The sequence below is a fragment of the Microlunatus sp. YIM B11417 genome (genome assembly GCF_059617205.1).
This window is the reverse complement of the sequence record NZ_JCAMPJ010000003.1, coordinates 492,358-506,568: the sequence shown is the minus strand read 5'-3', so window position 1 is coordinate 506,568 and position 14,211 is coordinate 492,358. Positions and strand designations below refer to the sequence as shown.

Annotated in this window: 12 protein-coding genes; 3 read left to right on the top strand and 9 right to left on the bottom strand. The window is 69.9% G+C overall.

Annotation, left to right across the window (positions count from 1 at the left end; genetic code table 11):
- Positions 1-49: 49 nt before the first annotated feature.
- On the bottom strand, positions 50-2,392 hold the full coding sequence (locus tag AC6CCG_RS17505) for an HAD-IB family hydrolase (protein WP_496655876.1): 2,343 nt from the start codon (positions 2,390-2,392) through the stop codon (positions 50-52).
- A complete protein-coding gene (priA, locus tag AC6CCG_RS17500) occupies positions 2,389-3,153 on the bottom strand; it encodes a bifunctional 1-(5-phosphoribosyl)-5-((5-phosphoribosylamino)methylideneamino)imidazole-4-carboxamide isomerase/phosphoribosylanthranilate isomerase PriA (RefSeq protein WP_496655875.1) in 765 nt (254 codons plus the stop codon). Before priA ends, AC6CCG_RS17505 begins: the two co-directional genes overlap by 4 nt.
- A gap of 154 nt (positions 3,154-3,307) precedes the next feature.
- Between priA and AC6CCG_RS17495 the strand changes: the two genes are divergently transcribed.
- Complete coding sequence (locus AC6CCG_RS17495; RefSeq protein WP_496655874.1) at positions 3,308-4,048, top strand: phosphotransferase; 741 nt, start codon at positions 3,308-3,310, stop codon at positions 4,046-4,048.
- Between the two features lie 473 nt (positions 4,049-4,521).
- Here AC6CCG_RS17495 and AC6CCG_RS17490 read toward each other — a convergent pair whose 3' ends face one another.
- The 4 genes from AC6CCG_RS17490 to AC6CCG_RS17475 form a co-directional block, all read right to left on the bottom strand.
- Positions 4,522-5,163 carry a vWA domain-containing protein gene (locus tag AC6CCG_RS17490; RefSeq protein WP_496655873.1) on the bottom strand — a complete coding sequence of 214 codons (642 nt, stop codon included), beginning with the start codon at positions 5,161-5,163 and terminating at the stop codon, positions 4,522-4,524.
- A gap of 26 nt (positions 5,164-5,189) precedes the next feature.
- Entirely contained in the window at positions 5,190-5,567 is a 378-nt protein-coding gene (locus AC6CCG_RS17485) for a hypothetical protein (protein ID WP_496655872.1), read from the bottom strand.
- Positions 5,568-5,677: 110 nt separating this feature from the next.
- The gene (locus tag AC6CCG_RS17480; RefSeq protein WP_496655870.1) at positions 5,678-6,688 is read right to left on the bottom strand and encodes a hypothetical protein; all 1,011 of its coding nucleotides are present in this window, start codon (positions 6,686-6,688) and stop codon (positions 5,678-5,680) included.
- A gap of 35 nt (positions 6,689-6,723) precedes the next feature.
- Entirely contained in the window at positions 6,724-7,662 is a 939-nt protein-coding gene (locus AC6CCG_RS17475; RefSeq protein WP_496655869.1) for an N-acetylneuraminate synthase family protein, read from the bottom strand.
- Positions 7,663-7,997: 335 nt separating this feature from the next.
- On the opposite strand from AC6CCG_RS17475, the gene AC6CCG_RS17470 reads away from it, so the two are divergent.
- Together AC6CCG_RS17470 and AC6CCG_RS17465 are read left to right on the top strand one after the other, a co-directional pair.
- A complete protein-coding gene (locus AC6CCG_RS17470; protein ID WP_496655868.1) occupies positions 7,998-8,978 on the top strand; it encodes a glycosyltransferase family 2 protein in 981 nt (326 codons plus the stop codon).
- Entirely contained in the window at positions 8,975-10,384 is a 1,410-nt protein-coding gene (locus tag AC6CCG_RS17465; RefSeq protein WP_496655867.1) for a polysialyltransferase family glycosyltransferase, read from the top strand. Before AC6CCG_RS17470 ends, AC6CCG_RS17465 begins: the two co-directional genes overlap by 4 nt.
- A 616-nt stretch (positions 10,385-11,000) precedes the next feature.
- Here the strand turns inward: AC6CCG_RS17465 and AC6CCG_RS17460 are convergent.
- The 3 genes from AC6CCG_RS17460 to AC6CCG_RS17450 all read right to left on the bottom strand — a co-directional run bounded on the left by AC6CCG_RS17460 (position 11,001) and on the right by AC6CCG_RS17450 (position 14,177).
- Positions 11,001-11,828, bottom strand: a complete 828-nt coding sequence (locus tag AC6CCG_RS17460; protein WP_496655866.1) for a class I SAM-dependent methyltransferase — start codon at positions 11,826-11,828, stop codon at positions 11,001-11,003.
- Positions 11,825-13,111, bottom strand: a complete 1,287-nt coding sequence (locus AC6CCG_RS17455) for a DUF6716 putative glycosyltransferase (RefSeq protein WP_496655865.1) — start codon at positions 13,109-13,111, stop codon at positions 11,825-11,827. The genes AC6CCG_RS17460 and AC6CCG_RS17455 overlap by 4 nt, the downstream gene beginning before the upstream one ends.
- Positions 13,112-13,220: 109 nt before the next feature.
- Positions 13,221-14,177 (bottom strand): HAD-IA family hydrolase, encoded by a 957-nt coding sequence (locus AC6CCG_RS17450; protein WP_496655864.1) that lies wholly within the window; start codon positions 14,175-14,177, stop codon positions 13,221-13,223.
- Positions 14,178-14,211: the final 34 nt, after the last annotated feature.

Genomic DNA, 14,211 nt, shown 5'->3' with positions numbered 1-14,211 from the left:
TCTCCCCTGTTGTTCGTCTGTTCCATGATCGGCTGCGGTACGCGAGCCGTCACTGCTGCGGACCGGGCAACGCCCAGCGCGGGCTGTCGGGCCTGATCCTCCATTCCACCACCGACCACTGGTTCGCGGAGGCCGCGCGCATCAACGCGATGTCGGGTGTCACCGCGACCGCGTTGCCGACCGCGGTCAGCATCGGCAGGTCTGAGTGGGAGTCGGCGTACGCGTAGCTCTTGGCCAGGTCGATCCCGTGGGTGTCGGCGTAGTGCCGCAGCCAGGCCGGCCGGGACTCGCCGACCAGCGGCGGGCCGGTCAGGAAGCCGGTGCAGCGGCCGTCCGCGTCGGTGGCGAGCTCGGCCGCGACGATCTCGTCGAACAGCGGCCGCAACGGCCGGGTCAGCGGCGCGACGACGCCGGTGATCAGGATCGTCCGGTGCCCGGCGGCCCGGTGGGCCCGTACGCGGCGTACCGCCTCGGGCGAGAGCCGGCTCAGGATGTGCGGCGCCAGGTCGTGGTCGATGTGCTCCTCGAGCGCGGCCAGGTCGGCACCGGCGTAGCGCCGGTAGACGGCGCGCAGGAAGCTGCCGCGGTCCCGCCGCTCGGTGCGCAGGTAGGTCGGCAGCCGCCGCAGCACCTGGCCGACCTCGGCCAGCTGGGCGGACCGGGACAGCTCCGGCAGCCGGGTCCACAGGTACTGCTCGATCACGTTCGTCGACATGATCGTGCCGTCCAGGTCGAACACGGCCAGCGCCGACGAGCCCGCGGTGTCCTTGGACAGGTCGCGCATCGTCGTCGCCCGGTTGCCCCGCTTGCGGCGCAGCGCGTCCATCCGGCGCACCGGGCTGGTGATCGACGGGCAGTGCACGTCCTCGAGGTACGTCGTCCAGTCGTACACCGAGGTGTCGAAGGCGAACGACTCGTGGTCGTCGGGATGCAGCGCGTGGTGCAGCGCCAGCGTGTTGTCGTCGACGAAGTGGAGCTCGGACTGCAGGTACTCGTTGTAGAGCGAGAGGTACTTCCGGAAGAAGTCGATCCGGGTCCGGATCTTGTCCAGGCCGGCGGCCATGGTCCGGGTGCGGTTCGACCTGGGAGCGATCGAGACCAGCCGGTCGGCCACCGTGTGCGCCCGTTCGGAGGTGACCAGGATCCGCTCGATCGACGCGGCACCGGGGAACTTCCAGGTCGGCAGGTGGGCCGCACCGCGCTCACCGCCGGAGAACGGGTGGGCCGTGAAGTAGGCCCGGACGTGCCTGTACAGGTCCCGGAAGGTCAGCGGGTTCCGCGCCCCGGAGGACACGTGGTAGTACTCGGGCTTGCCGACCTCCGGCTCGGTCGCGGCGGCCGCGATGATCGCGTTCACGACGTGGTCGCACGGCACGATGTCGACGATCGCGTCCGGGGAGGCCGGGAACTCGGGCAGGTCGCCGCGGCCGTACGCGAGGATGATCGGCTCGGCCATCTTGTAGCCCTCGATCCAGCCCGGGTACGGGTGCACCCAGCTGGATTCGACGATCGCGGGACGGACCACCGAGACCCGGATGTTCGCCCCGTGCTCGGCCACGGCGCGCTCGCCGAGGGCCTTGGTGAACGTGTAGGCGTCCGTCCAGCCCAGCGACCGGGCGCGCTCGGTGCCGGCCTTGACCAGTTCAGCGCTGACCCACTCCTTGCGCCGGCGTTCGGTGTCCTCGGCGGTGGTCAGGTAGCCGGCCGCCCGGTGCTCCCGCTCGGCCTGCTTGCGGAGCTTGGTCAGCCTGGCCGACGTACGCGACTCCGCTTCGATCAGCTCCCGCATCGCCAGGCCGGCCTTGGTCTCCGCGCGGTAGTCGATGTCGTGCGCGTGGGCCGTCTCCGGGATCACGCCGCGGCGGCGGCCGGCGGTGTAGGCCGTGGAGATGTGGACGTAGTGCGGCAGCTTGGTCAGGGCGCCCGACGCGTCGGTGTTGGCCTCGATCAGCCGGTCCACCAGGGCCGAGGAACCCAGCACGTTGGTGGTGAAGGCCTGGTCGATCGGCGGGTCGAACGACACGTCGCCGGCCGAGTGGATCACCACGTCGATCCCGGCCGGCAGCTCCGGCACTCCTGGCAGGTCGCCCTCGACGACGATCACCCGGGAGTCCAGCAGCGCCTCGGCGCCGCCGGCCGCGTCCCGCAGGTCGCTGAAGATCTTCTTCTTGAGCAGCGTGAGCATCCGGTCCCGGCCGCTGGCCGACCGCTTCCGGCGGACCAGCACCGCCGCCTTCGTGTCCGGCAGCTCGGTGAGGATCTTCCAGAGCAACTGCTCGCCGATGAACCCGGTGACGCCGGTGACCAGCACCGTCATCCCGGCCAAGCGCTCCCGCAGCCGTGCCCCGCCGAACGGGGACGATCCCGTGGCGGTCTCGGTGAGCAGGGTCATGAAACCGGTCCGCTCGCCTTCGCGCCCTGAGCCTGTCGAAGGGCCTCGGGAAGCGTCAGATTGCCCACGTACAGGGCCGTGCCGATGATCGCGCCCTCGACACCCTCGGGCACGAGCGTGACCAGGGCCGCGATGTCGTCCAGGCTTGACACGCCGCCGCTGGCGATCACCGCGGCGTCGGTACGGGAGCAGACGTCCCGCAGCAGGTCCAGGTTGGGCCCGGCCAGCATGCCGTCCGAGGCGACGTCGGTGACCACGTAGCGGGCGCAGCCGGCGGCGTTCAGCCGGTTCAGCGTCTCGTACAGGTCGCCGCCCTCCTGGGTCCAGCCGCGAGCGGCCAGCCGGGTGCCGCGCACGTCCAGCCCGATCGCGATCTGCTCGCCGTGGTCCGCGATGATCTTGGTGCACCAATCCGGCCGCTCCAGCGCCGCGGTGCCGATGTTGACCCGGGCGCAGCCGGTGGACAGCGCACGGCTCAGGCTCGCGTCGTCGCGGATCCCGCCGGACAGTTCGACCTTCAGGTTCGGATGATCACCCGCGAGGCCGGCGATCACCTCCGCGATCAGCGCCGCGTTGTCGCCGCGCCCGAACGCCGCATCGAGATCGACCAGGTGGATCCACTCGGCCCCCGCCTCGGCCCAGCGCCGCGCCGCCGCATTCGGCTCCCCGAACCGCTTCTCCGTGCCCGCCTTGCCCTGCACGAGTTGCACGGCCTGTCCTCCGGCCACGTCGACCGCCGGTAGCAGCACCAAAGAATCCACGCGCCAGACCCTATCTTCCCGCTCACCCTGTTCAGCAATCCGTCCACCCTGCACTGAGCATGCGCGATCCCGACCGCCTTTGTAAATCCGCTCGGCAACCGTGCCAAGAAGGAATCCGGTCGCGCCGGAAGCCGGGCCATGCCAGGTTGGGACGATGGACCCCGAGGAGCCGCTCGAAGGCGGGAACGCCTCGGCCGGAGTCGTCCGGATCGGGCCGACCGTGCGGAAACCCTGGCTGCCGAACACACCGAAGGTGAACAGCTACGTCACCCACCTGCGCGCGGCCGGCATCGACGCGCCCCGGCCCCTCGGCCGCGACGAGCGCGGCCGCCAGATCCTCGAGTACGTCGACGGCGCCCTGGCCCAGAACCTGCCCCGGTTCGGTGCGGACGACCTTCGACGGGTCGGCACGATGGTCCGAGGCATCCATGACGCGAGCGAGGGCTACCCCGTCGACCCGCCTGCCTGGGACCTCGCCGTTCCAGGACCCGCAGGCGACCTGATCTGCCACAACGACCTCGCGCCCTGGAACCTGATCGTCGGCGAACGCTGGGTCTTCATCGACTGGGACGGGGCCGGGCCGAGCACCAGGTTGTGGGACCTGGCCTACGCGGCACAGTCCTTCGCCGGCCTCAACCCCGACGAACTCCGTGGCGCGGGCGACCGACTGGCCGCCTTCATCGCCGGCTACGACGCGGACGATGCCCTGCGCGCCGGTCTCCCCGACGCGATGACGCAGAGGGCCCGGGCCAGCTACGACAGCCTCCGCGCTGCTCACGCCCAAGGCGACGAGCCGTGGGCCTCGATGTTCCTGAACGGCCACGGCGATTACTGGCGATCGGTCGCCGAGTTCCTCGCCGCGTATTCGGCCACGTGGGCCACCGCGCTGCGTTGACGCGTGTCCCGCGCTGAGCCCGCGCGATCCCCCACATCCCCCCGACCGGTCACAACAGCAGCGTTTCTGGCGGCGTGTCGCTGCCGAAGTGACCGGTCGAGGGTTCCGGTCGGCCGCGGCCGATCCCACGCACACCGGCTACGGGATGTCGCAGCGAGGCGGCGCCGGGCTGGAGGCGCGCCAGCACCCGGGAGGGACAGCTGATCGTGTCGCGATTCCTCCTCCGTTCGAGCGTTGCCGCGTGGCAGCGGCCCGGAGCTCGCCACCTGTGGAGAAATAACGTCATCGCCCCCACGCCGATCCGCCCGCAGATTCGCCTTCCGCCCGGTGACACCTCAACGCGGGACAACGATCGCCATGACCGCCGCAGCCGCCGCGCTGCGTCGAGGCGTGTCGCAGAGGTGCCCCGCTGTGGGCACAAGTGCGGATCTCGGCACTTTCACCTCGCAGCGGGGCACTTCTGCGACATCGGGTCAGTCGGCCAGGTTGGCTCGTTCCTCGTCGGTGAAGGCGGGCATCGCGGCACCCGGGTTGGTCAGCCGGGCGGCTCGGACGGCGGCGATCTTCGCGCTGTTGGTCGCCATCGCCTCGGCGCTCCGGCCGCGGCCGTAGGTCACCGCGTAGTCGCGCTGGATGCCGATCGAGGCGCCGACCTCGATGGCGTCCTGGTCGGCACCCATGTAGAGGAACTGCCAGTTGTAGCTCTTGGTCTGCTGCTCCACCAGGGCCTTGATGGCCGGGTGGGTCCACTCGCGGCTGGCGTTCTCCATCCCGTCGGTCATGATCGCGACGACGACCGTGCCGGGCCGCTGCTCCTCGGGCAGCGCGGCGAGCCGGGCGCCGGCGTCGGTGATCAGCCGGCCCATCGCGTCGAGCAGGGCCGTCGAACCGCGCGGCTGCAGGTCGAGCGACGGCACGTCGGCCACCGGGCGGTCGGTGTAGACCTCTTCGTAGCGGTCGTCGAACTGGGCCAGGCTGACCCGGCAGGTCCCCTGGCCGGCGCGCTGTTCCTCGATGAACGCCGCGAACCCGCCTTCGACGTCGTTCTTGATCGACTGCATCGAGCCGCTGCGGTCCAGCAGTACGTAGATCTGGGTGAGCGTGTGGTCGGTCATCCTGGTCAATCCCCTCTCCTCGTTCGTCAGCCGGTCGGCCGGCGCGGCTTGAAGCGCAGCGGCACGGCCCGCTCGGGGGTCGTGCGTGGTGTGCCCGACTCCTCGTCGTACCTCGCCCGTTCCACCCCAGCGGCGGTCACCCGCCCCCGTTCGTCGGCATACGCCCCCAGCTGCCGGGTCCGGGCCAGCCTGGGGCCGACCGCGTTCTCGGACAGGCCGGCCTTCGCCCCGGCCGCACGGAGGCTCGACCGGCCGCTCAGCACGGCGGCGGCGAGCGTGGCGTCGATCAGCTCGGTGAGCCGGTCGGCGGCCTCGCGCAGGTGCGGCAACGCCTCCTCCGGGGGCGCTCCGTCCGCGGCGTCGAGAGCTCGTCGTACGTCGTCGACGGTGGTGTCTTCGGACATGACCCCAACATACGCACAATCTGCGGATACGCAAGAAGTTCGAATCAGAGATTTCTGCGGGTACGCCGAAGCGCCCTCGAACCCGATCGGTTCGAGGACGCTTCGCAGGTTCAGCAGGCCGCGGCGGTGAGCCCGTGGGTCAGTCGCGCGCTGGTCGCCACGTGACTGAGGAACGTGCTCGAGGCGGCGCTGGTCTTGGTCGTGTACCAGTCCTGGTTGATGTCGCAGACGACCAGGTCGGCCGCGGTGTCGGCGAGCACGACCGGCAGCGTGTGCACCACGGTCGACGGGAAGCTGATCACGTGCCGGCCGATCGGGCCCATCCGCGCGGTCAGCTCGATCGGCAACTCCGGCCGGACCACCTCGACACCGAGGGCGGTGATCCGGTCCAGCTTCGCCGGCTCCTCCTTGCGGTGCGCGAAATAGCGGTCCACCTTGTAGCGGGCCGCCAGGCTGGCGACGCCGGCCAGATACGCCTCCTCGTCGACCACCCCGGTCTCGACCAGGGAGGTGCCGACCAGGTCGCCGGTGATCTTGACCGTCGGCTGGCCGTACTGGCTCCGGGTCCAGCCGAAGTCGTTCTTGATCACCGGCAGTTCGACCTCGAGCGGCAGGCAGCTGAACAAGCTGATCTTGCTGCCGGTCGCGGCGGTCATCCGGCGCCGGGCCAGCGAGGCGATCTGCCGGCGGTGCGGCGCGGTCTTGGTCGTGTGCCAGCGGACCAGTTCCTCCCCTGCCGCCCAGAGCCGGGCGAACTCCATCGTGGCCGTACCGTCGTCGACGATCACCACCTCGGGCACCCGGGTCACCCCGAGGACCACCTGGATCACACCCGAGAAGGGGTCGCCGATCACCAGCCGGTCGATGCCGATCAGCTCACCGGCCATCGCCCGTACGGTGCGCGCGGTCGACGCCGCACCCAGCCGCGGCTCGTGCCAGCGGACGACGTGCCGCAGGTTGCGGGCGATCTCCGTCATCCGCCGCAGTTGCAGCCGCGACTGTTCCGGGCGCGGCGCCAGCACGACCGTGGTCAGGTCGTCCCGCTGTACGTCGTGCCGGTGGGCCCATTCCAGGACGTTGAGCAACTGGGCCGGGCTCTCCACCAGAGCGAGCGTCTTCATCCCGCCTTCCTCACCCCGCAGCAACGACCGGTCGGTCAGGCACCGACCAGCTGCGGCGACTCCTGCTCGGCCAGCACACCGGGGACCCGGCGCAGCTTCTTCATCGCGGCGAGCTCGCCCTCGTACACCTTCTTCACCCCGTCGCCGAGCGACTCGGAGATGATCCGGATGTCGCGGACCAGCCGCTGCAGGCCCTGCGGCTCGACGGACGCGGCCTGATCGGAGCCCCACATCGCGCGGTCCAGCGTGATGTGCCGCTCGACGAAGACGGCGCCCAACGCGACCGCGGCCAGCGTGGTCTGCAGGCCGGTCTCGTGGCCGGAGTAGCCGATCGGGACGTTCGGGAACTCGGACTGCAGCGTGTGGATCATCCGCAGGTTGAGCTCCTCGGCCTTCGCCGGGTACGTGCTCGTCGCGTGCAGCAGCACGATGTTCTCGCTGCCCAGCACCTCGACGGCGTGCCGGATCTGCTTCGGGGTGGACATGCCGGTGGAGAGGATGATCGTCTTGCCGGTGGCCCGCAAGGCCCGGAGCAGGTCGTCGTCGGTCAGCGAGGCGGAGGCCACCTTGTGGGCCGGCACGTTGAACTGCTCGAGGAACTCGACCGACTCGACGTCCCACGGCGAGGCGAACCAGTGGATGCCGCGCGCCTTGGCGTGGTCGGCGATCGCCTGGTACTCCTCGACGCCGAACTCGACCCGGTGCCGGTAGTCGATGTACTTCATCCGGCCCCAGGGGGTGTCCCGCTCGATGTCCCACTGATCCCGCGGGGTGCAGACCTCGGGCGTCCGCTTCTGGAACTTGACGGCGTCGCAGCCGGCGTCGGCCGCGATGTCGATCAAGGCCTTGGCGTTGTCGAGATCACCGTTGTGGTTGATGCCGATCTCCCCGGTGACGTAGACCGGGTGATCGATGCCGACCTCGTGATCACCGATCGAACGGGTCGGCGAGGTGAACGAAACGTTGGCTGTCATGACAGCGAAGCTAGGAACCGTACGTGGCGAGATCGCACCGCCGAATTGAACGTCCAACGAACAAACCACGACATCTGGTGCCACTCGGCAGGACCACCGTGAACGGGCGGTGAACCGCCCCCGAACTCCTCGCGACGGCGACCCGGTGGCCGCGACGATCCCTTGCACAGCGCCGGATCCCGCGGTCGGCTCGGAGCCTTCGGGTTACGGTCAACTGACGGTAGGCGCCGTTCACCCGCGGGCCGTCGAGTGTTCACCTGACTCCAGAAGGATGGCGGACCAATGCCGTGGCCACGGCCGCAGCAGCCGACCAGTCTGCGACAACGAGGAGGACGATGCATCGCGCCGACGGCGGCCAGCCGACGCGACTCTGCGTGATCATTCCGTGTCACAACATCGAGGCCTACGTCGGTCCGATGCTGCAGAGCCTACGGCGGAATTCCGGCCCAGGGATCAGATTCCTGCTGATTGACGACGCCTCCACCGACGCGACCGCGTCGATCATCGAGCGACAACTGGATCGGGTCGCCGGCGCGGAGTTGATCAAGTGTCCGGACAACATCGGTCTGGCGGCGGCCCGCAACGTCGGGATCGACCAGGCCGGCGACGCGACGTACCTGACCTTCCTGGACGGTGACGACTTCGTCCGTCCCGGCTACTACCCGGAGCTGCTGGCGGCGATCGAACGCCTCGGCTGCGACTTCCTGCGTACCGATCATGTACGGGTGGTCGGCCGGAAGCGGACGGTGCACCGGATCAACCACCCGCACCGCAACGCGGTGGCGAACCCGCGCGACGCGATCCTTCCAGTGGATCGGACCACGTCGGTGGACGCACCAAACGCCTGGGCCGGGATCTTCCACCGCAAGCTCGCCGACAGCGGCCTGCTGCGGTTCAACGAGAAGCTGAAGACCTGCGAGGACCGGCCGTGGAACTGGAAGCTGCACCTGAACGGCGAATCCTTCGCCGTGGTCGGGCTGCTCGGCGTCTTCTACCGGCGTGACGTCTCGACGTCGCTGACCAGGATCTCCGATCGGCGCCAGTTCGACTTCCTGACGGCGTTCGACCAGGTCATCGCCGACGTGTCCGCCGACCGCGACGCGGAACTGCTGCTGCCGAAGGCGATCCGCAGCTACTGCAGCATGATCAACCACCACCTCGGCCGGTTGAAGACGTACGAGGAGCCGCTCGGCGAGGAGCTGTACGCGCTCTGCGCGGCGGCCCTGGCCCGGCTCCCCCGGCGTCATCTCGCCGAGGTGGTCGCCGGGCTCGATCCGCGTCGCCAGAAGGTGATCACCGAGGTGATGGCGGCATGAGCACCCAACTGTTCGTCGCCACCACACCGTTCGGGCTGACCACGCTGGCGGCCGCGCTGGCCGACGGGGCCTGGCCCGCCGCCGACCAGCGGATCCTGGTCATCTCCAACAACAGCACCGCCCCGGAGGCCAGCCCCGGACTGCTCAGCTCGGCGGGCATGGAGCAGTTGACCGGGCTGTTCGACCGGACGTACGACTACAACGAGTTGATCAGTCCGCTGCACCCGTCCGAGTGGCGGCCGCCGGACACCGAGCTGCCGCTGCTGCAGCGCCTGGTCGCGCACGAGTGGGGCGTTGTCGATCATGATCTTCGGCTGATCGTCGAGAGCATCCAGGCCGCGCCGGCCCTGACCATCGCGCGGCTGTTCCCGGACGCCCGGATCGACGTGTACGCCGACGGCCTGATGTCGTACAGCCCGACCCGGGTCGGCCTCTACACCCAGATCGGGTCCCGGGTGGACCGGGTGCATCATCTCGACCTGGTGCCCGGCGTGACACCGCTGCTGCTCCGCGAGTGGGGAGCCACGCCGTCGCTGATCGACACCGCCTCGTTCCGTACCGTGGTCGGCAGCCTGGGCATCGAGGTGCCGAAGGTGATCACCGCGGCGGAGCCCGGCTCGGTGGCGGTGCTGCTCGGGCAGTACCTGTCGGCGATCGGGATTCTCAGTGTCGAGGAGGAGCAGGAGCTGCTCCGCGAGCTGGTCAGCGGCGCCGTCGCGGCGGGCTTCAGCACGCTGGTCTTCAAGCCGCACCCGAGTGCCCCGGATCTGCTCACCACGACGCTCGCCGCCGAGGCCGAACGCCTCGGTGCCGACCTCACGGTGCACGACGAGCCGGATCTCGTCGAGGCCTGGTTCGACCAGCCGGGCATCGGCCTGGTCGCCGGTTGTTTCTCCACCGCGCTCCTGACGGCGGCCAGCTGCTACGGTCTGCCGACTGCCCGGATCGGTACCGAACTGGCGCTGGAACGGGTCCGGCCGTACGAGAACAGCAACCGGATCCCGGTCACCCTGGTGCACGCGACCCTGCCCGACCTGCACCACCTCGCCACCGGCCCGGCGCTCGCACCGGCCGCCACCGGCGCCGTGTCGACCGACGACCTGGTCCGGACCGTCGGCTACTGCATGCAGTCGGTGCGCAACCCCGACCTCCGGCCGACCGCCGAGCGGGTGCTGGGCGAGCACTGGGAGGAGGTGCGCGGGTACGTCAAGCGCCGGCGCCTCACCATCCTCGACCTGCCCGGCCGGCTCCCGACGGTGATCAAGAAGCCGCGCAGGAAGCGGTCCCCGCTCCAGCGCACCGTCCGCCGGATCCTCGGCCCGAAACTGAGCCGGATGGTCGGCCGCGGCAAGCGGAAGGTCCTCCGCGCCCTCCGCCCCGCACCCCGCCCCGTCACAACCCCCTGACCCCGCGAACTCCGCCGACCGGTCACCAAAGCAGCACTTTGGACGGAGTGTCGCTGCCGAAGTGACCGGTCGGTGCAGGCCTGCGGAGTCCAGGCCGCGAACCGGCGAGTGCGATCCGGGCCGCGAGAGCGAAGATCGCGGATGGAACCGTCACACTCGGCGCAAGGCTGTAGCGCCGGAGGCCGTCCGCGGTTCTTGCGTCCCGCGGTGCCTGTCACGATTTCACTGCTGATGGAGCGCTCCGGCCGATTCCAACGTTGAACCGTCCGGCGTGAAGAGAAATCGCGACATCGAAGCGGCGTCGCTATGGCGAACGACGGGACCCACCGACCCGGACCGGCGGCCGGTGGTGCGTGGCGCGCCTCAGCGATGACCTGGCGTGCAGCTTGCCGGCACGGGGTCCGCGACACGTCCTGTCAGGCCTGGTATCACGGGCATTTCACGGCGCCCGACGCCCATGGACCGGAGCAGCGGGTCGGGTCACGCAGCCTGCGACCTGCACCCGGCACGGAGCGCCGCGATCGCCGGACCGGCCCCGGGAGGCACACCCGGGGTGTGGAACTTTCGGTCAATCAGACCCGGCGCAGATTTCCACGTTGACCGCGCCGGGAGAGGGTCAACTGGTCCGGAGGCCGTTCAGGGCCGGGCCGAGCTTGGTGATCAACCGTTCGCTGATCCGGTCGATGTCGGCGTCGGACATCGAGCCCTTCGGGGCTTCCTTCTTCTTGATCAGGTTCAGTCGCGGCACCGGCCGGCCGAGGATCTCCTGCTCCTCGCCCCAGACCCGGTCATCGTTCTTGATCAACTCCCGGACCACCGTCAGGTACGGTTCCGGGTCGCCGAAGACCCCGTAGAACTTGGTCGGCGTCAGCGCGAACGGGACCAGGCCGTCGGCGAACACCGACTCGAACACCGCGGCGGTGACACCGGGCGTGTGCTCGCCGCGCCAGTCGTCGAAGACCACCACGCCGTCGGACCGCAGCATCGACTTGGCGTTCCGGGCATCCTCGCGGACGTATGGATACAGGTGCGAGGCGTCGACGTGCAGGAACCGGACCGTGTCCGGCTGGACCGACTCGACGATCGCGGTGCTCGGCGCCTCGATGATCTCCGGAAGTTGATCATGGAGCGCGAGGTAGTTCTGCTCGAAGGTGATCCGGTCCAGCGTGGCGTACGAGCGCTCGGCCTCGGTCCGGTTCGCCCGGTCGGCGGCCGTGTCGGTCAGCAGCTCGGTGCGGCCGAACAGGTCCAGCACGACGAACCGTTCGCCGGGCCGGACGTGGTTGCCGATGATCACCGCGCTCTTGCCCTTGTAGGTGCCCAGCTCGACGAGCACGCCCGGCGCCGAGGCGGCCTGGACGTCCAGGATGGTCGCGAAGAGCTGGCGGTCGATCCACCAGAACCAGCCTGGGATGTCGGAGTATCCGCGAATGGGCTTGCTCATAGGGTCCTTCCGTTCCTGATCAGATTCCTGAGTGAGCGGTTGAGGATCGGCGGCAGCAGCGAGACCGAGGCCTGGGCGAGCACACCCTTCACCGGGCCGTGCCGGACGATCCGCCGGCGCAGCGCGACCAGGCTGTGCTGCCCGTTCGGCCGGCCGCCGCCAGGTCCGGCCGAGGTCTCCCGGTGGAACTCCGCCGCGCTGCGCAGGTAGTCGGTCTCCCAGGCTGCGTGCGAGGGCCGCGTGTCGGCGGCGACCAGCTCGTCGGCGCGGTCGGCGATGATCGCCGTCGAGGTACGGTCGCGGTCGAAGAAGTAGCTGTCCAGGAAGGACTGTTCCGGCGTGCCCAGCTGGTCGGCACCGATCGCGTCGAAGGTCCGGAGCAGGCCGCTGTCCAGGAACACCTGGTTGCCGTACCGCTCATGCACGCCGAGGTCCAGCACCAGGGCGACCCGGCAGCCGTGGTCCAGTGCCTCCAGGCAGGCGGTCGACGACATCGTGATCATGAGATCGATCGAGTCCAGCACCTCGCCGATCGGCGTGTAGTCGATCATGAAGTTGGGCGGCTGTTCGATCCCGGCCAGTACGGCTTCCGGGTGGTAGAGCATCTTGTGGAAGGTGTCCTCGCCCGGCCGGTGCCGCGGCTTCAGGATCACCTCGCGGTCCGGATGCTGGTAGGCGTAGTCGACCAGCTTCTGGTAGACGTAGCGGCGCTCCACCTCGCGGCCGGGCACGGTCGGCTGATCAGCGAACAGGACCCGCCGGATCGGGCCGGTCCGCTGCGGCTGCGGTCGCGGGCTGAGGAACGGCAGCCCGGTCAGCACCAGGTTGTTCGGCGGCAGCCCGAGCCGGCCGCCCACGGTCGTGAAGTGGTCGAAGTCGGCGACCGAGTTGACCGCGACGATGTCGGAGCCGCACCGGTCCAGGTAGCCGGCGGTGATCTTCTCGATGATCACGCCCACCCAGCCGGTGATCAACACCGGCCCGACGACGCCCGCGGCCCGGCGGCGGTCGGCCAGCTCCACGCTGAAGCCCTTGGTGATCGGCCCGGACAGGCCGCAGACCACGACGTCGCTGATCACCGCGACGTCGAGCAGGTCCGACCAACTCAGCGAGTCGACCCGGTCGAAGCCGGCGTCGGCGATCTGCTGGGCCGACAGTGCGGACCGTACGTCCGGCACCACGACCCGGCACGCGTAGCCGCGGTCGGCGAACTCGTCGCGGATCCGCCCGCACCATTTGAGTTGCGAGTCGAAGGCGGCGATGAACAACGCGTTTCTCGGCACCCGCGGAGACTAGGGACCGACGCTGAACACGGCGTGAACTGACGGCAACGTGTCCGGAACGACCAGCTTCAGCGCCCTGAGCCTGTCGAAGGGCCCGGCCCGATGCGGCTCAGCTTTCGACAGGGTCAGGCAGCGGTTCGACCCGGACCCGGTCCAACGGGAGCTGGGCGTAGAGATGCGGGTACGGCTCGCCGGCGTCCAGGTCCTCGGCGACGATCGGGTCGCCCGGCTCCGGGTCGAGCCGGAGCAGCACCAGATCCGCGTCGGCGTGGTCCGGATAGGCCCGCTTCCGGACGCCCGCGACCTGGCCGGCGAAGCTGAGGTGGACGTATCCCTCGCTGTCGTACGGCACGTCGCGGGTCGACCACGGGTACTCCCCCGCGGCCTGGGCCGCCTGCCAGGTTGCCGCGTCGGTCAGGTGATAGACCGGCCCTGCCACCGGTTCGCGCTCGCCGAGCAGACCGAGCTCGACCAGCCTGGCCCGCAGCGCGGCGGAGTCGGTGAACTGGATCCCGGTCAGGCCGACCGCCTCGGAGCCCGCGATGTTGGCGGCGACGTCGTCGACGAAGACCGTCCGGCCGGCGTCGAGCCCGTACCGCTCGACGAGGAGGCGGAAGATCGCCGGATCCGGCTTGGCCAGCCGCTCGGCGCCGGAGACCAGGATGTCCTCGAACCGGTTGAGCAGCCCGAACCGCCGCCGGGCGTGCGGGAACGTCTCGTGCGACCAGTTGGTCAGCGCCAGCAGCCGTACCCCGGCCCGCTGCAGTTCGGCGATCACGGCGCCGGTGCCCGGGATCATCCCGGTCAACGTCTTGGGGAAGTTGAGCCGGTAGGCCTGGATCGCGTCGGTGTGCTCGGCGCCGTGCTGCTCGACCAGCAGGGCCTCGCCGACCTCGAAGGTCCGGCCGGCGTCCTGGGTGTGGTTCCAGGTCCGGAAGTCGATCTTGTCCAGGAAGGCGGGCACATCCTCCGCCGGCAGTACGGTCGCGAACGCCGGCACCGGATCCCAGGCCAGCACCACCGCTCCAAGATCGAACACCACGGTGGAATAGCTGGATTCAGGCATGCGCGCCAACCTATCCGACGGGCGTCGCCGGACC